We start from the raw sequence: 16,942 nt of genomic DNA on the forward strand, positions 1-16,942 counted from the left end.
TATACCGCAGATTACGCCGATTATCGCAGATTAAATTATGTATTTTCATTAGGTTAGAATAACTTAGCCAGTCACCCGCTGGATGAGTGGGTGCACTTGTCAAACACACTGAAAAATCTGTGTAAATCGGTGAAATCTGCGGTTCAACTGCCCTTTTTAGGTTTAAGCTAACATCATGGCCCATTGAATCCGATCCCAAGCAGCAGAACTCATGAACAAACAAACCCAAATCAGCTTCATCGGCGGCGGCAACATGGCCGCCAGCCTTATCGCCGGACTTATCGCCAATGGCCACCCGGCCGACTGCCTCAGGGTCAGTGACCCCAACCCCGAGGCTCTCGCCGCGCTGGCCCGCTTCGGTATCAGGCCCTGCGCCAGCAATGCCGAGGCCGTCAGCGGTGCCCAGGTGGTGGTGCTGGCGGTCAAGCCCCAGGTCATGGCCCAGGTGGCCCTGGAACTGGCGGCGGCCATCCAGGCAACCCGGCCCCTGGTACTGTCCATCGCCGCCGGGGTGCGCGAGGCCAGCCTGCTCGGCTGGCTGGGGGCGGACACCGCCCTGGTACGCACCATGCCCAATACCCCGGCGATGATCCAGGCCGGTGCCAGCGGCCTGCATGCCTCGGCCCAGGTGAGTACGGAACAGGCCAGCCTGGCGGAGTCCATCATGCGCGCCGTGGGGCTGATTCAGTGGGTGGAGGAGGAGACCATGCTGGATGTGGTCACCGCCCTGTCCGGCAGCGGCCCGGCCTATTTCTTCTTGATGATGGAGGTCCTGGAGCAGGCAGCGGTGGAGCAGGGCCTGCCCCAGGAGACGGCCCGCCTGCTGACCCTGCAGACCGCCCTGGGGGCGGCGCGCATGGCCCTGGAGAGCGAAGACAGCACCGAGCGACTGCGGCACAAGGTCACCTCGCCGGGCGGCACCACGGAGCAGGCGATCAATACCCTGGAGGAAGGGGATTTTCGTCAGTTGCTGGGGCGGGCCCTGGCCAACGCCCGCCTGCGCTCCGAGCAACTCTCCGGACTGATGGACAGCAGCCATGGATAGCGGCTACCTGACCAACCCGGCGGTGTTTCTGATCCAGACCCTGTTCGGGCTCTACATACTGATCGTCATGCTGCGCCTGTTGCTGCAACTGGCGCGGGCGGATTTCTACAACCCGGTGTCCCAGTTCATCGTCAAGGCCACCCACCCCCTGCTGCGCCCCTTGCGCCGCTTCATTCCACCCCTGGGGCCGCTGGATACCAGCTCCCTGCTGCTGGCCTGGGCGCTCAAGAGCCTGGAGATATTCATCCTGCTGCTGATCCTGGGCGTACCCCTGTCGCCGCTGATCGCCCTGCTCTGGGCCTTCCCTGCGCTGATCGAATTGGGCCTGAATATCTATCTGTTCGCCATCCTCATCCAGGCGATCCTCAGCTGGGTCAACCCCGACCCCTACAACCCGGTGATGGGCCTGTTGAACAGCCTGACCCGGCCGGTGCTGGAGCCCTTTCGCCGTCTGATGCCTGATCTGGGCGGTATCGACCTCTCGCCCATGGCGGCGATCATCGCCATCTATCTGCTGAAGATGCTGCTGTTGCCCCCGCTCAAGGCCATCACCGGCATGCCCGCCCTGTTCTGAGGGGGCCGGATTGGGCGACTGGTATCAGTGGCAGGGGAATGACCTGATCCTGCATCTGCGCCTGCAACCCAGGGCCAGCCGCGCCGGCTGGGTGGAGCCCATGGCCGGGGCCTACAAGCTGCGCATCCAGGCCCCACCGGTGGAGGGCAAGGCCAATGCCGAGCTGCTGGGCTTTCTTGCCAAGGCCTTCGGCGTGAGCAAGGCCGCCGTCTGCCTGGAATCCGGTCAGAACGCCCGTTTCAAGCGCATTCGGATTGCATCCCCCTCCCGGTTTCCAGATGAATTACATATAATTAAAGAAGCCTGATAAAGTCATTTCTACTTTAATACCAAAACCGGCTATACTCTCTCAGATTACCCAGACCCAACCCAAGGGCTTTGGCCCCTAACCAATAGGCACAAATCCTGCTAGAAATAAGCAGCACAGCCGGGAGTCATTGAGGAGCGTATTAAAGGCCGTCATGGTGGAAAAAACCCACAGCGAATCCCTGGAACAACGTCTGGGGGAACTCAATCGATGGAAGTTTCAACTCAAGAAAACCATCATCGAGTACTACGCCTGGCTGAAGAAGCACAACCTGCTCTCGGTGGAGACCGAGGAGCAGCTGCGCGCCGCCATCCACGCCATCAACACCGACGAGTTGACCGTCGCCCTGGTGGCGGAGTTCTCCCGTGGCAAGACCAACCTGATCAACGCCATCTTCTTCGCCGATTTTGGCCGCCAGTTGCTGCCCTCCACCGCCGGTCGCACCACCATGTGCCCGGTAGAGATGTTCCATGACCCCAGCACAGACCAGCCCTATCTGCGCACGCTGCCGATAGATACCCTGCTGGATCAGCGTTCCCTAAGCAGTTTCAAGGAATCCCGCGAGCACTGGCAGCAATTCGACCTCGACCTGTCCGACCCCGAGCGCCTGCAGCAGGTGCTGATGGAGGTGCGCCTGACCAAGCAGGTACCCCTGGCCGAGGCCCATCGCCTGGGTCTGGCCATGGACAACCCAGACCAGCCCGCGCCGGTCCAGGACAGCGACCCGGTCGATATCCCCAAGTGGCGCCATGCCCTGCTCAACTACCCCCATCCGCTGATGAAAAAGGGCCTGCGGGTGGTGGACACCCCTGGCCTCAACGCCCTGGGCAGCGAGCCTGAGCTGATCTTTGGCCTGCTGCCCACGGCCCAGGTGATCCTCTTTGTGCTGGGGGCCGACACCGGCGTTACCAGCAGCGATCTGAAGATCTGGCAGAACCACATCCGCGCCTATCAGCAACAGCGCCAGCAGGCGGTGATCGTCGCCCTGAACAAGATCGACATGCTGTGGGATGAACTCCTGCCCGAGGCCGAGGTGCAGCGCACCATAGAACAGCAGCGCCAGGGCACCGCCGACCTGCTCGGCCTGCCGTTACAGGCGGTGTTTCCGGTATCCGCGCACAAGGCCCTGGTGGCCAAGATCAAGCAAGACGGGCCGCTGCTGGCCCGCTCCGGCCTGCCGGTGGTGGAGGGCTATCTGTCCCGTGACCTGCTGGAGGGGCGGCGCGACACCCTGGTGGAGAGCTACTGCACCGGCATCGGCCACATGATCGATAACAGCCTGCTGTTGTTGCAGGGCAAGCTGGATGCCATGCAGGCCCAGCGGCGTGAGCTGTTTGAGCTGTCTGGCCAGAGCAATGCCATGATCGGCGACCTGCTGACCGAGACCCGCCAGCAAAAGAAGCGCCACCAGCAAAACATCAACGAACTGCTTTTAGGGCAGAAGGAACTGGAGGCCAAATCCGCCGAGCTGGCCGAGATCCTAAGCCTGGAGGCCATAGACCAGCTGATTGCCGAGACCCAGCAGCGGATGCAGGGCAGCTGGACCACCGGCGGACTGAGGCGGGCCATGCAGATACTCTTCGATCAGCTCAACAAGCGCATGATCGCCGTCAGTAACCGGGTGGACGAAAGCCGTGACCTGTTGCAGCAGATCTATCGCCGCTTCGAGACCGAGGAGGGCTTCAGCCTGGGCCAGCCGCGCACCTTCTCGATCATGAAGCACCGGGTCAAGCTGGACATGCTCTATCAGGAGGCCGAATCCTTCCGCAACAGCGCCGCCACCGCCCTGTCAGCGAAAAACACCGTGATCCAGCGCTTCTTCACCGCCCTGGCGGAGCAGGCCCGCGCCCTGTTCGCCGAGGCCTCGGAGGACGCCCGCGGCAGCTGGATCCGTCAGGCCCTGGAGCCGCTGAAATACCAGATCCGCGACCACCGCGACCTGCTCGACCGCAAGATCGACGATCTGAAGAAGATCGCCGAATCCCGCGACACCCTCACCGAACGCATCAAGGAGCTGCACCGCAGCATCAAGCGCCACCAGACTGAGATCCAACGCCTGGGGCAGATGCAGGCCAGCATCCAGCAACTCAGCAGCAATCGCCCCGACCCCGGCGAGACCTAAAACAAAAACCGGATCGCAAAGGGCACCAAGGTAACGCAAAGGAAGCAAAGGTTCAGAAGGTTTCTGATCCCTCCGTCCTCAGTCCTCTGTCTTCTGTCTTCTGTCTGCCGTCCTCTGTATAGCAAAAAACCGCCCGAAGGCGGTCTGTGCATCTGCCGGACGGGGTCCGGTTACTTGATCTTGGCTTCCTTGTACATCACGTGCTGACGGATGGTGGGGTCGAATTTCTTCATCTCCATCTTTCCGGGCGTGTTGCGCTTGTTCTTGGTGGTGGTGTAGAAATGTCCGGTCTTGGCGCTGGACACCAGTTTGATCTTGTCACGGGCTGATTTTGCCATCTTGAGTCTCCTAAATCTTTTCGCCGCGGCCGCGCATTTCAGTCAGCACGGCGTCTATGCCTTTCTTATCGATGATACGCATGCCCTTGGTAGTGACGCGCAGGCGCACCCAGCGCTTCTCACTCTCCACCCAGAAACGGTGGTGATGCAGGTTGGGCAGAAAACGGCGACGGGTCTTATTGTGGGCGTGGGAGACGTTGTTTCCCACCGCCGGGCGCTTGCCTGTGACCTGGCAGACTCGAGACATGATTGATTCCTCAGATAATTTTGCTCTGTACGACCGGCAGGCACAAGCCCACCGGGCGCTGAAAGGGGCGTATTTATAGCAGAACCCTGGGCCCGATACAAGCAGGACGCGTCGATTTACAGATAACCCAGCTCTGCCAGGGAGCGGACCTCGCCGTCGCCGATGATCATGTGATCCAACAGGCGCACGTCCACCAGCTCCAGGGCCTGACGCAGACGCTGGGTGATGTTGCGATCGGCCTGGCTCGGCTCGGCCACCCCAGAGGGGTGATTGTGCGCCACGATCAGGGCCGCGGCATTGTGCGCCAGGGCCTTGCGCACCACCTCGCGCGGGTGTACCGAGGCCCCATCGATGGTGCCATGAAACAGCTCTTCATAGCGGATCACCCGGTGGCGGCTATCCAGAAACAGGGCGACAAAGACCTCACTGGGGGCATCCCGCAGCTGGGTCTGTAGATAACGGCGCACGCTATCCGGCGACTCCAGGGCATCACCGCGCTTCAGTGTCTCCTGCAGGTGGCGGCGGGACATCTCGATCACCGCCTGCAATTGGCTGTATTTGGCCGTGCCCAGACCGTGGCACTGGCAAAAACGCTGCTCGTCCGCCAGCAGCAGGCCGCGCAGACCGCCGAACTCTTCCAACAGCTCACGCGCCAGGTCCACCGCCGTCTTGCCCGGCACGCCAATGCGCAGAAAGATCGCCAGCAGCTCGGCATCGGACAGGCTGGCCGCGCCCTCGCGCAGCAATTTTTCCCGTGGCCGCTCTGAGGCCGGCCAGTCAGTGATCGCCATTGCACTATCCTCCTTGGGTCCAGAGGGGGATAATAAGACAGTTTCGGGCCATTGCCAGCTTTTTTCTGGGGGATTTGGTGATTCAGCGCATTCTACTGGGGGTCAATGGCAGCATCGCCGCCTACAAGGCGGCGCAGCTGGTGCGCCTGCTGACCGGCCAGGGGTTAGAGGTGCGCGTGCTGATGAGCCGGGGGGCGCAGGCATTCGTCACCCCCCTGACCTTTCAGGCCCTGAGCGGACAGCCGGTGGCCAGCGAACTGCTGGACGCCGGGCAGGAGTCGGCCATGGGGCACATAGAGCTGGCCCGCTGGGCGGACCTGATCCTGATCGCCCCGGCCTCGGCCAACAGCCTGGCGCGGCTCGCCGTCGGCCTGGCGGACGATCTGCTTGGTGCCGTCTGCCTGGCCAGCCGCGCCCCCCTGTGGCTGGCCCCGGCGATGAACAGCGCCATGTGGCAACACCCGGCCAGCCAGGCCAACCTGGCCCTGCTGCAACAGCGCGGCGCGCATCTGCTGGAACCGGAGCGGGGCGAGCTGGCCTGTGGCGAGCAGGGTGATGGGCGCATGATGGAACCTGCGCAGATTCTGCAGCGACTGCTGGCGGCCCAACCCGACCAGAGCAAACCAGACCCGCTCAGGCCAACCCCGCTCAAGGGCCAACGCGCCCTGGTCACCGCCGGACCGACGCAGGAGCCGCTGGACCCGGTGCGCTACCTGGGCAACCGCAGCTCGGGCAAGATGGGCTACGCCCTGGCCGAGGCCCTGCGCGACGCCGGTGCCGAGGTCTGCCTGATCAGCGGTCCGGTGGCCCTGCCCGGTCCCGCCGGGGTCGAGCGCATCCTGGTGGAGCAGGCGCTGCAGATGCATCGGGCGGTGCTGGATCGGGTACAGGCCGGTGGCGTGGATCTGTTCATCGCCTGCGCCGCCGTGGCCGATTACCGGCCGGTGCGGGTGGCGACGGAAAAGATCAAGAAGGGCTCGGCTAGCCTACACCTGGAGCTGCAACCCAACCCGGACATCCTCGCCGAGGTAGCGGCCCTGCCCGCCGGGCTCAGACCCTTCTGCGTCGGCTTCGCCGCCGAGACGCAGGATCTGGAGCAACAGGCCGAGGCCAAGCGCCAAGCCAAAAGGGTCGATCTGCTGGCGGCCAATCGGGTAGGTCCGGGCCTGGGCTTTGGCCAGGAGGACAACCAGCTGCTGCTGCTCTGGGCCGACGGCCGCCTGGAATTGCCACTGCTGCCCAAGCGCCAACTGGCGCAGCGGCTGGTGGAGCAGTTGGTGAAACTTTCAGCGGCCAGCTGTCAGCCGCCAGCTAAAAATTCAAGCTGGCCGCTGAAGGCTGGAAGCTGAAGGCTGGAAGCTGAAGGCTGGAAGCTGAAGGCTGGAAGCTGAGGGCTGAGTGCTGACCACTTAACCGAGGGAAAAACATGCGACCTGTAGAACTGAAGATACTGGACCCCCGGCTGGGTAGCGAGTTCCCCCTGCCCCAGTACGCCACCCCCGGCTCGGCCGGCATGGACCTGCGCGCCATGCTGCAAGAACCCCTGCAGCTGGGGCCGGGGGCCTGCGAGCTGATCCCCACCGGCTTTGCCGTACACATGCAGGATCAGAACCTGGCTGCGGTGATCCTGCCGCGCTCGGGCCTGGGGCACAAGCACGGCATTGTGCTGGGCAATCTCACCGGGCTGATCGATTCCGACTACCAGGGACAGCTGTTCGTCTCCTGCTGGAACCGTGGATCACAGCCCTTTCGCATCGAGATCGGCGAGCGCATCGCCCAGCTTATGTTCCTGCCGGTGGTGCAGGTGCGCTTTGAGCAGGTGAGCCAGTTCGCCCAGTCCGAGCGCGGCGAAGGCGGCTTCGGCAGCTCAGGTAGAAGTTAGAAGCGTGAAGTTTGAAATAATTGGCCACAGAGGCACAGAGATCACAGAGGAAAAACAATAGAAGGCAGAGAAGCGCCCCACAGTTTCAAGGTCGGCAGTTTTAATGATGTAATTCTCTGTGTACTCTGTGGCTCTGTGGCAAGAACAAGGGCCCCTTAACCCTAATAATCCGAGAGTCCAAATCATGAGCCTGACGCAAAAAGCCGCTGAAAACATCGCCCACGTTCTGACCGAGGCCCTACCCTATATCAAGCGCTTTCAGGGCCGCACCCTTGTCATCAAGTACGGCGGCAACGCCATGGAGGACGATGCCCTGAAGAGCGGCTTTGCCCGCGATATCGTGCTGATGAAACTGGTGGGCATCAACCCCGTGGTGGTGCATGGCGGCGGGCCGCAGATCGGCGGGCTGCTCAAGCGCCTAGGCAAGGTGACCGAGTTCGTCCAGGGTATGCGGGTGACCGACAGCGAGACCATGGACGTGGTGGAGATGGTGCTGGGCGGGCTGGTGAACAAGGAGATCGTGAACCTGATCAACCGCCACGGTGGCTCGGCGGTAGGCCTGACCGGCAAGGACGGCGACCTGATCCGCGCCCGCAAGATGGTGCTCACCCGCCACTCGGAAGAACTGCAAGAACCGGAGATCATCGACATCGGCCACGTCGGCGAGGTGGAGAGTATCGACGCCAGCGTGGTCAACATGCTGGTACAGGGTGACTTCATCCCCATCATTGCCCCCATCGGCATCGGCGAGGACGGCCATTCCTATAACATCAACGCCGACCTGGTGGCGGGCAAGATGGCCGAGGTGCTGCAGGCGGAAAAGCTGATCCTGCTCACCAACACGCCAGGCCTGCTGGACGGCGAGGGCCGGTTGCTCACCGGTCTGGACACCCAGCGCGTGAACGCCCTGATCATGGACGGCACCATCCACGGCGGTATGTTGCCCAAGATCGGCTGCGCCTTGGAGGCGGTGCAGGCCGGGGTCAACACCGCCCACATCATCGATGGTCGGGTACAGCACGCGGTGCTGCTGGAGCTGTTCACCGACGAGGGCATAGGCACCCTGATCCGCCGTCATTGAGTTATTCGGCCACGGGGCCGCAAGCCCCGTGCCGCGCTATTTCAGCCCGCGAAAGGCCTGTAGCAGGGCCTTGGCCTGTTCCCCTGCGCAGCGTTCCGCCCCGGCCAGGGTGTCGCGGCACTGCAGGTCGAGAAAGATCTCCTCGCTGCCATCGGCGTGCTGGTTGCGCGAGGCGGTCAGGGCTATATCCTGATCCTTGCTCGGCGGCTTGGCCATGATCACCCTGTCCCCCGCCACCTCTATCGCCGTGCCGGAGTTCTGCCGCACGAAGGCCTCCACCCTTTGCCACAGGGCATCGCAGTCGCCATCGCAGATGAGCAGGTTGTCCAGCTGCACCAGCGGCGACTCCTGCAAGGTCTCGGCAATACTCTGCTGGGGGCTGGCCTGGCGCGGATTCTTCAGCTCGCGGTAACGCGACAGCTCGCCGGCGTAACGGGTGCGGATGTCCTGCTTCTGCCGCTCCAGAACGATGATGTCACCGTAGTTGCGTTTGATCTGCCCCTCCAGCTTGTCGATGTCGGCCTGGGCCTTCTTGTTCGGCTTGGCCCCGGCCCGGGTCTTCAGCCGCGCTAGGCGCTCCTGGGCGTAGCGCAGGCTGGTGCGAAGGATCTTGATCCGCGCATCCACCGCCCTGAGCTTGCCGTCACGGGTACCGATGATGTCGTCCTCGTGCTGATAGGTGGACAGCAGCAGCTCGTCCTTCTGTTTCTGCTCCTCGGCCAGGCGCTTGAGTTCCTGACGGCGGCGCTCCAGCTCCTGCTCACGGGCGATTTCCTCCGGGGTCCGGGCGCGGCTGGTGCTCTCCACCACCATACCCCGGTCATCCAGCTGCTTGCGCTCGTGCTGGGCCTCGGATGGCGGTACCTTGTCGGAGAAAAAGACATTGCCGTTCTCGTCCACCCAGCGATACAGCTTGGCGGCCTCCAGGTTACCGGCCAGCAGGGCCAGCAGCAGCAGGGGTATGAATCTCATAGGGTTCCTCCTCGGTTTGTTCAATCGGTTCGGCCGGTTCAGGCGTTGCAGGCGGCTCAGGGCTGGACGCCGTATTGCGCCCTATAGGCCAGGATCCGCTCCAGGTTGGCCGCCTCGGACTTTTCGCCGAGGTATTCCACCAGCTGATCCAGGGTGACTATGCTGATCACCGGGATGCCGAACTCCTGCTCCACCTCCTGGATCGCCGAGCGCTGGCCCTGGCCGCGCTCCTGCCGATCCAGGGCGATGACCACCCCGGCGGGCCGCGCCTGCTGGGCCTGGATGATATCCATGGACTCGCGGATGGCGGTACCGGCGGTGATCACGTCATCGATGATGAGCACCCGCCCGCTCAGGGCGTGGCCGACGATGTTGCCGCCCTCACCGTGGTCCTTGGCCTCCTTGCGGTTGAAGGCATAGGGCAGGTCGCGCCCGTGCTGCTCGGCCAGGGCTGCTGCGGTGACCGCCGCCAGGGGTATGCCCTTGTAGGCCGGCCCGAACAGCAGGTCGAAGTCGATCCCCGAGGCCACTATGGCCTGGGCATAGAAGCGCCCCAGACGCGCCAGACAGGCACCGGTATTGAACAGCCCGGCATTGAAGAAATAGGGGCTGACGCGGCCGGACTTGAGGCTGAACTGACCAAAACGCAAGACACCTGCGCCAAGGGCAAAATCGAGAAATTCCCGTTGATAATCCTGCATGGCGTTACCTGTTGACTAACGGACATGGAGCGGACAGCGCCACCCCGGAACATGAAACATCTCTTGGCGGCTCCGGGACTCGGGACTCGGGACTCGGGAGTTGCCACGGATGTTTCACAGTAAAGATGGGCGGCCGACCCGCCGGGTGGGCCTTATCTGCCATCAGTGTACCCCGAAACGCCCGCGTTGGCAGCGCCCCGGCATGGGCTTTCCCCCAATGCCTGAGCGGGCAGCCTGGCCTTGGCCGGGGTAGAATAGCGCCTGTCTCGATTTACTGGAGGAAAACCCAATGACCCATGCCAATGCTCACCCGGCACCCACCGAACTCAATCTGCACAAGCTCTCCCGCGTACTGGAGGTGGAGTTCAGCGACGGCCAGCGCTTTAAGCTGCCCTGCGAGTACCTGCGCGTCTATTCCCCTTCCGCCGAGGTGCAGGGCCACGGCCCGGGCCAGCGCACCCTGCAGATCGGCAAGGAGGACGTGGGCATAGACCGCATCGAACCCACCGGAAACTACGGCGTCACCATCCACTTCGACGACGGCCACAACACCGGCATTTACGCCTGGGAAACCCTGTATAATCTGGGCAAGAACTACGAAACCCTGTGGCCGCAGTACCTGCAGGAGCTGGAAGCCGCCGGCCACAAGCGCAAGCAGGCGTCTTGAACCCCAGCCGCCAGCAGCCAGCCTCCAGCAGTCAGCCTAAAGCTGGCCGCTGATGGCCGACAAAGTAGCAAATGACGGATCTTTTCCCCTTTGCGTTCTTTGCGTTTCCTTTGCGCCCTTTGCGATCCAGTCAAGGGCCTAACCGGCGAGATCGAGCATGACTGAGCAACAGAATACCCATTTTGGCTTTCAGCAGGTGCCTGTGGGCGAGAAGGCCCAGCGGGTGCGGCAGGTGTTCGATTCGGTGGCCGATCGCTACGACCTGATGAACGATCTTATGTCCCTGGGCATCCACCGCCTGTGGAAGCGCTTCGCCATCGACCTGGCCGGGGTGCGGCCGGGCCAGCGGGTGCTGGATTTGGCCTCGGGCACCGGCGATCTGGCTGCCCGCTTTGCCGGTCTGGTCGGCCCCGAGGGTCGGGTGGTGGTGAGCGACATCAACAACGCCATGCTCAACCGTGGCCGCGACCGCATGCTCAACGAGGGCCGCGTCGGCAATCTCGAATATGTGCAGATCAACGCCGAGGCGATTCCCTTTGACGACAACAGCTTCGACTGCGTCAGCATCGCCTTCGGCCTGCGCAACGTCACCGACAAGCAGCGCGCCCTGGGGGAGATGTTCCGCGTGCTCAAGCCCGGCGGTCGCCTGCTGGTGCTGGAGTTTTCCAAGCCCACCGACCGCCACTTCAGCAAGGTCTATGACCTCTATTCCTTCAAGCTGCTGCCGCTGATCGGCCAGCTGGTGGCCAAGGATGCCGACAGCTACCGCTATCTGGCCGAGTCCATCCGCATGCACCCGGACCAAGAAACCCTCAAGGCCATGATGGAGCAGGCCGGCTTTGAGCGCTGCGACTTTCACAACATGACCGGCGGCGTGGTCGCCGCCCACCGCGGCTTCAAGCTCTGATGCTGGCCGATGCCCTGATCTCCGCCCTGGAAGGGCTGCTCAACGCCACCCTGCGCCTGGACCCCCAGGCCCTGCAGCGGCTGGCGCGGCTGCAGGGCAAGGTGATTTGCTTTGATTTCAGCGGCTTTGAGCAACAGCTGTATTTTGTCCCTACCGCCGAGGGCCTGCAGCTGCACGGCCGCTTCGAGGGCGAGCCGGACTGCCGTCTCAGCGGCTCGCCCCTGGCCCTGGCGCGGCTGGGGCTGGCGGAGAACAAGAGCGGCGAGCTGTTCGGCGGCGGTGTCAGCATCCAGGGTGACGGCACCCTGGCTCAGCGCTTCGGCAAGATCCTCGCCGATCTGGACATCGACTGGGAGGAGCAGCTCAGCCGCCTGGTCGGCGACATCCCCGCCCATCAGGCCGGTCGCGCCTATCGCTCAGCCCGCCACTGGGCCGAGCAATCCCGCCACAGCCTGGAGCTGGACCTGGGCGAATACCTGCAGGAAGAACTCGGCTGGCTGCCGCGCCCGGAAGAGCTGGCGCAGTTCAGCAGCGGGGTGGATGAACTGCGCGACGACGTCGAACGCCTGCAAGCGCGAGTGAATCGCCTGCTCGGCTCTGTGGCCGGGTCCTGACTATGCTGGCTTTTTTTGGACGCAGAGCACGCAGAGAAGCGCAAAGGGCGCAGAGTCGATTGGCTACTGTAGCCCGGATGGAGTGCAACGGAATCCGGGATTGCCACAGGGCATGGCCTACCCGGATTCCGCTACGCTTCATCCGGGCTACAACTGGTTTGGACTTATACCTCCGAGCCAGCGCTCGGAGCTCCCAGGATGAGAGGCGAACCCCGATGTTGTTACACAGAAAGGGGTGGATCTTCTCGAAATCTGTTGATAAAGCCTGCAAACCCGAGTGGCCCACCCAAATCCCCTCTGCGTCCTTTGCGCTCCTCGACTTTGGCTTACTGCTTCGTTCTACCTCCTGCATCCATGCAGTCGTTTGCGCCCTCTGCGTCCCTTTCTTTAGGCAGCACCTGTGAGACGCCTGGCCCAGCTCAGTCGGTTGATCCACATTGCCTGGGTGCTGTTGCGCAACGGCCTGGATGAGGTGCTGCTGGCCACCCACCTGTTCCGCCCGCTGCGCTTTCTCAAATTCACCTCGCCCTGGTACTGGCTCAACCGCCATCAGAACCGCAGCTTTGGCCTGCGTATGCGCGTTGCCCTGGAGGAGCTGGGACCGATCTTCGTCAAGTTCGGCCAGGCGGTATCCACCCGCCGCGACCTGCTGCCGGAGGACATCGCCAACGAGCTGGCACGACTGCAGGACCGGGTACCGCCCTTTGCCGATGAGCTGGCGCAAGCGCAGATTGAACGCGCCTTCGGCCAGCCCATCGAGGCCATCTTTGCCGAGTTCGCCGCCAGCCCCCTGGCCTCGGCCTCCATCGCCCAGGTCCATGCCGCGCGGCTGAAGGACGGCAGCGATGTGGTGGTCAAGGTGCTGCGGCCGGGGATCGAGCGCATCATCCGGCGTGATGTCGATCTGCTGTTCACCCTCGCCCGCCTGGGCGAGCGCTTCTGGTCCGAGGGCAAGCGCTTTCACCTGGTGGATATCGTCAGTGAATACGAAAAGACCGTGTTCGACGAGCTGGACCTGACCCGGGAAGCAGCCAACGCGGCCCTGATCCGGCGCAATTTTGAACAGCGCGACCTGCTCTATGTGCCGGAAATCTACTGGGATTACACGCGCAAGAACGTGCTGGTGATGGAGCGCATCTACGGCATCCCGGTGAGCAATCTAGCCGAGTTGCGCGCCCAGGGTATCGACATGAAGAAACTCGGCGAACAGGGCGTCGAGGTGTTCTTCACCCAGGTGTTCAAGGACAACTTCTTTCACGCCGACATGCACCCCGGCAATATCTTCGTCTCCCCTCGGGGGCAGTACATGGCGGTGGATTTCGGCATCGTCGGCTCCCTCACCAAGGAGGACCAGCGCTACCTGGCCGAGAACCTGCTGGCCTTTTTCAAACGCGACTACCTGCGCGTGGCCGAGCTGCACGTGGAATCCGGCTGGGTGCCCAGGGATACCCGGGTGGAGGAATTTGAATCGGCCATCCGCACCGTGTGCGAGCCGATCTTTGAAAAGCCCATCAGCGAGATCTCCTTCGGCCACTTCCTGCTGCGCCTGTTCCAGACCGCCCAGCGCTTCAACATGGAGGTGCAGCCGCAGCTGGTGCTGCTGCAAAAGACCCTGCTCAATATCGAGGGCCTGGGCCGTCAGCTCTACCCGGAGCTGGACCTCTGGGTCACCGCCAAGCCCTTCCTGGAGCGCTGGGCCGACGAGCAAATGGGCTGGCGCGCCTTCCTCCGGCGCAGCAAGGACAACCTGCCGCTGCTGTCCGAGACCCTGCCGGAGCTGCCATTCAAGGCGCACAAGCTGGTGGACGATGCCCTGCAGGGCCGACTGCAGGTGAACTGGAAGTCCGAGACCCTGGACGGCCTGCGCCAGGACCTGAGACGGCAGAACCGCCGTACCATCCAGGCCATCGCCGGTGGCTCCATGCTCATCAGCGGCACCCTGCTGCTCACCTTCAGCCCGGTGCTGCTCAGCACGGCGGCGGCCATCGCCTTCGGTACCGGCCTGGGCCTGTCGGGCATGATCCTGCTCGCCGCCGCCGGGCGTTATTAGCCGTACCCCCTCACTCGGCAGGCAGGGGCTTGAGGGTCGGCCCCTCGCTGGGCTGTAGCCGCTGACCGACCAGATCCAGAATACCGCCGAGCACCTGCTCCGCGTAGGGCACCAGGGGGTCATCGGCGGGCACATTGCGGCGCAGGTTGTCGTAGGACTCCAGCGCCAGCCGCAGATAGAGCATGCCCATGTTGTGCCAGGCACGGCCATCCTCCGGCTTGAGCAGCTGCGCCTTGCGATAGGCGGTCAGGGCATCCATCGGCTGCACCAGCTGGGTGTAGAGATTACCCAGACGAAACCAGGCCTCATGGTCCCTGGGATTGTACTCCAGCCAGGTCTCATAGCCTGACCGGGCCTGTTCGTAGCGACCCGCCGCATAATCGGCATCCGCCTGGGCCCGGCCCGGGCCGGGAAAGAGGTCCTCGTTGGCGGTGAGGGGCTGGCAGAACAGCAGCAGAATGAGGGCCGCCAGCGGCCAGCTCCAGGCCCAGCGTTTCTGACGATTCGATTTGAACACAGCTAAGTGACTCATCGCTCGCCCTTGCCCCCTTTACTCGGCTTGGCTCTGGACACCTTCTTCGGCTGAAGGCTGGCAGCTGGGGGCTGACGGCTATTCGCTGGCTGACGGCTGGCAGCTGACGGCCAGCGGCCATTCGCTGGCCGCTGGCCCCGCCCCCCTCCCGTACCGGCCGGCTGAAAGCTGGGCACCAGGTGCCGCTTGCCGTTGCCGATGAGATCGGCCCGGCCCATGGCCTTGAGGGCCTCCCGCAGCAGGGGCCAGTTTTCCGGATCGTGATAGCGCAGAAAGGCCTTGTGCAGGCGGCGCTGGCGGCCGCCCTTGGGCACGCTGATGGCGGCATCGCCGGGGTGGAGTTTTCTCAGCGGGTTGCGCCCGGAGTGGTACATGGCGCTGGCCAGGGCCATGGGGGTGGGCAGGAAGGCCTGCACCTGATTGGGCTTGAAGTTGTTGCGCTTGAGCCACAGGGCCAGGTTGAGCATGTCCTCATCGCGGGTGCCGGGGTGGGCAGCAATAAAGTAGGGTATCAGGTATTGCTCCTTGCCCGCCTGCTGCGAGTACTTATCGAACAGGCGCTTGAAGCGCTCGTAACTGCCAATGCCGGGCTTCATCATCAGCTGCAGCGGCTCGGCCTCGGTGTGCTCGGGGGCAATCTTCAGGTAGCCGCCGACGTGGTGGGTGACCAGTTCGCGCACATATTCCGGCGTCTCCACCGCCAGGTCATAGCGCAGGCCGGAGGCGATGGCGATCTTCTTGATCCCCGGCAGGGCGCGGGCGCGACGGTACAGGCGCACCAGGGGCATCTGGTCGGTGCCCATGTTGGGGCAGATCTGCGGATAGACACAGGACAGGCGGCGGCAGCTGGCCTCGATCTTGGGGTCCTTGCAGCGCAGGCGCCACATATTGGCGGTGGGGCCGCCCAGGTCGGACACCTGGCCGGTGAAGCCGGGCACCGAGTCACGCAGGGTTTCGATCTCGCGGATGATGGAGTCTTCCGAGCGGTTCTGGATGATGCGCCCCTCGTGCTCGGTGATGGAGCAGAAGCTGCAGCCGCCGAAACAGCCGCGCATGATGTTGATCGAGAAGCGGATCATCTCATAGGCCGGGATGCGCGCCTCGCCATAGGCCGGGTGTGGGCGGCGCTGGTAGGGCAGCTCGAACACCCCATCCAGCTCCGGCGTGGTCAGGGGGATAGGCGGCGGATTGATGCGGATGTCGCGCTGGCCGTGGCGCTGCAGCAGGGTGCGGGCGTTGCCGGGGTTGGATTCCAGGTGCAGCAGGCGCGAGGTATGGGCGTACAGCTCCGGCTTGTCACGCACCTGCTCGAAGCTGGGCAGGCGCAGCGCCTCGTGCAGGCGATCCCGCTCACCACGCGGTGCCGGCAGGTCGGCCAGGCTGCTGGCGTCGATCTCCAGCCAGCCCGCGCCCAGGCCCTGATGGGGCACCACGCTGCCGCGCAGGTCCTGAATCTGCGCCATCGCCTCACCGGCGGCCAGGCGATGGGTCAGTTCCACCACGGCGCGTTCGGCGTTGCCATAGAGCAGAATGTCCGCCTTGCTGTCCAGCAGCACCGAACGGCGCACCTTGTCTGACCAGTAATCGTAGTGGGCGATGCGCCTCAGGCTGGCCTCGATGCCGCCGATCACCAGGGGCACGTCCTTATAGGCCTCACGACAGCGCTGGCTGTACACCAGCACGGCGCGATCCGGGCGCTTGCCGCCCTCGCCGTTGGGGGTGTAGGCATCGTCCGAGCGCAGCCGCCGCTCCGAGGTATAGCGGTTGACCATGGAGTCCATGTTGCCGCCGGTGATGCCAAAGTAGAGGTTGGGCCGGCCCAGGCGGCGGAAGTCCTCCGGCCCGCTCCAGTCCGGCTGGGCGATGATGCCAACGCGAAAGCCCTGTGCCTCCAGCACGCGGCCGATCACCGCCATGCCGAAGCTGGGGTGATCCACATAGGCATCGCCGGTGATGAGGACGACATCGCAGCTGTCCCAGCCCAGCTCGTCCATCTCCGCCCGCGACATGGGCAGAAAGGGCACCGGGCCGAACTTGTGCGGCCAGTATTTACGGTAGGAGAACAGGGGCGTGGTGTCTTGCATGGGGCCATTGTAGCAGGGGGGCCTCAGC

General features: G+C 63.7%; 18 protein-coding genes. 11 read left to right on the top strand and 7 right to left on the bottom strand.

Annotated elements, in window-relative coordinates; all coding sequences use genetic code 11:
- Positions 1 to 211: 211 nt before the first annotated feature.
- The 4 genes from D5125_03190 to D5125_03205 all read left to right on the top strand — a co-directional run bounded on the left by D5125_03190 (position 212) and on the right by D5125_03205 (position 4,048).
- On the top strand, positions 212 to 1,045 hold the full coding sequence (locus tag D5125_03190) for a pyrroline-5-carboxylate reductase (protein ID QFY88561.1): 834 nt from the start codon (positions 212 to 214) through the stop codon (positions 1,043 to 1,045).
- Entirely contained in the window at positions 1,038 to 1,619 is a 582-nt protein-coding gene (locus D5125_03195) for a YggT family protein (protein ID QFY88562.1), read from the top strand. The genes D5125_03190 and D5125_03195 overlap by 8 nt, the downstream gene beginning before the upstream one ends.
- A 10-nt stretch (positions 1,620 to 1,629) precedes the next feature.
- On the top strand, positions 1,630 to 1,926 hold the full coding sequence (locus D5125_03200) for a YggU family protein (GenBank protein ID QFY88563.1): 297 nt from the start codon (positions 1,630 to 1,632) through the stop codon (positions 1,924 to 1,926).
- A 154-nt stretch (positions 1,927 to 2,080) separates the two neighbouring features.
- Positions 2,081 to 4,048, top strand: coding sequence for a dynamin family protein (locus D5125_03205; GenBank protein ID QFY88564.1), 1,968 nt, complete (start codon positions 2,081 to 2,083; stop codon positions 4,046 to 4,048).
- Between the two features lie 170 nt (positions 4,049 to 4,218).
- On the opposite strand, the gene rpmG is transcribed toward D5125_03205, so the two are convergent.
- The 3 genes from rpmG to radC all read right to left on the bottom strand — a co-directional run bounded on the left by rpmG (position 4,219) and on the right by radC (position 5,424).
- Positions 4,219 to 4,386: a 50S ribosomal protein L33 gene (gene rpmG / locus D5125_03210; protein ID QFY88565.1), complete on the bottom strand. Its 168-nt coding sequence runs from the start codon at positions 4,384 to 4,386 to the stop codon at positions 4,219 to 4,221.
- A 10-nt stretch (positions 4,387 to 4,396) separates the two neighbouring features.
- Positions 4,397 to 4,633, bottom strand: a complete 237-nt coding sequence (rpmB, locus tag D5125_03215) for a 50S ribosomal protein L28 (protein ID QFY88566.1) — start codon at positions 4,631 to 4,633, stop codon at positions 4,397 to 4,399.
- A 116-nt stretch (positions 4,634 to 4,749) separates the two neighbouring features.
- A complete protein-coding gene (radC, locus tag D5125_03220) occupies positions 4,750 to 5,424 on the bottom strand; it encodes a DNA repair protein RadC (protein ID QFY88567.1) in 675 nt (224 codons plus the stop codon).
- 65 nt (positions 5,425 to 5,489) lie between these two features.
- On the opposite strand from radC, the gene coaBC reads away from it, so the two are divergent.
- The 3 genes from coaBC to argB all read left to right on the top strand — a co-directional run bounded on the left by coaBC (position 5,490) and on the right by argB (position 8,387).
- A complete protein-coding gene (coaBC, locus tag D5125_03225; protein QFY91041.1) occupies positions 5,490 to 6,773 on the top strand; it encodes a bifunctional phosphopantothenoylcysteine decarboxylase/phosphopantothenate--cysteine ligase CoaBC in 1,284 nt (427 codons plus the stop codon).
- Positions 6,774 to 6,850: 77 nt separating this feature from the next.
- The gene (dut, locus tag D5125_03230; GenBank protein QFY88568.1) at positions 6,851 to 7,306 is read left to right on the top strand and encodes a dUTP diphosphatase; all 456 of its coding nucleotides are present in this window, start codon (positions 6,851 to 6,853) and stop codon (positions 7,304 to 7,306) included.
- Between the two features lie 184 nt (positions 7,307 to 7,490).
- On the top strand, positions 7,491 to 8,387 hold the full coding sequence (gene argB, locus D5125_03235; GenBank protein ID QFY88569.1) for an acetylglutamate kinase: 897 nt from the start codon (positions 7,491 to 7,493) through the stop codon (positions 8,385 to 8,387).
- 36 nt (positions 8,388 to 8,423) lie between these two features.
- Here argB and D5125_03240 read toward each other — a convergent pair whose 3' ends face one another.
- Positions 8,424 to 9,359, bottom strand: a complete 936-nt coding sequence (locus D5125_03240) for a DUF4124 domain-containing protein (GenBank protein ID QFY88570.1) — start codon at positions 9,357 to 9,359, stop codon at positions 8,424 to 8,426.
- Positions 9,360 to 9,415: 56 nt separating this feature from the next.
- Entirely contained in the window at positions 9,416 to 10,060 is a 645-nt protein-coding gene (gene pyrE, locus D5125_03245) for an orotate phosphoribosyltransferase (GenBank protein ID QFY88571.1), read from the bottom strand.
- 289 nt (positions 10,061 to 10,349) lie between these two features.
- Here pyrE and D5125_03250 point away from each other — a divergent pair, with 289 nt between their 5' ends.
- The 4 genes from D5125_03250 (at position 10,350) to ubiB (ending at position 14,298) form a co-directional block, all read left to right on the top strand.
- Positions 10,350 to 10,727: a DUF971 domain-containing protein gene (locus D5125_03250; GenBank protein ID QFY88572.1), complete on the top strand. Its 378-nt coding sequence runs from the start codon at positions 10,350 to 10,352 to the stop codon at positions 10,725 to 10,727.
- A gap of 157 nt (positions 10,728 to 10,884) precedes the next feature.
- On the top strand, positions 10,885 to 11,634 hold the full coding sequence (gene ubiE, locus D5125_03255) for a bifunctional demethylmenaquinone methyltransferase/2-methoxy-6-polyprenyl-1,4-benzoquinol methylase UbiE (protein QFY88573.1): 750 nt from the start codon (positions 10,885 to 10,887) through the stop codon (positions 11,632 to 11,634).
- Positions 11,634 to 12,248 carry an SCP2 sterol-binding domain-containing protein gene (locus D5125_03260; GenBank protein ID QFY88574.1) on the top strand — a complete coding sequence of 205 codons (615 nt, stop codon included), beginning with the start codon at positions 11,634 to 11,636 and terminating at the stop codon, positions 12,246 to 12,248. The genes ubiE and D5125_03260 overlap by 1 nt, the downstream gene beginning before the upstream one ends.
- A gap of 400 nt (positions 12,249 to 12,648) precedes the next feature.
- On the top strand, positions 12,649 to 14,298 hold the full coding sequence (gene ubiB / locus D5125_03270) for a ubiquinone biosynthesis regulatory protein kinase UbiB (protein ID QFY88576.1): 1,650 nt from the start codon (positions 12,649 to 12,651) through the stop codon (positions 14,296 to 14,298).
- A 10-nt stretch (positions 14,299 to 14,308) separates the two neighbouring features.
- Here ubiB and D5125_03275 read toward each other — a convergent pair whose 3' ends face one another.
- Together D5125_03275 and D5125_03280 are read right to left on the bottom strand one after the other, a co-directional pair.
- Entirely contained in the window at positions 14,309 to 14,830 is a 522-nt protein-coding gene (locus D5125_03275; GenBank protein ID QFY88577.1) for a hypothetical protein, read from the bottom strand.
- A complete protein-coding gene (locus D5125_03280) occupies positions 14,827 to 16,914 on the bottom strand; it encodes a YgiQ family radical SAM protein (protein QFY88578.1) in 2,088 nt (695 codons plus the stop codon). Before D5125_03280 ends, D5125_03275 begins: the two co-directional genes overlap by 4 nt.
- Positions 16,915 to 16,942 lie beyond the last annotated feature (28 nt).

Source organism: gamma proteobacterium SS-5 (assembly GCA_009497875.2).
Lineage (GTDB): Bacteria > Pseudomonadota > Gammaproteobacteria > Chromatiales > Chromatiaceae > Magnetovirga > Magnetovirga frankeli.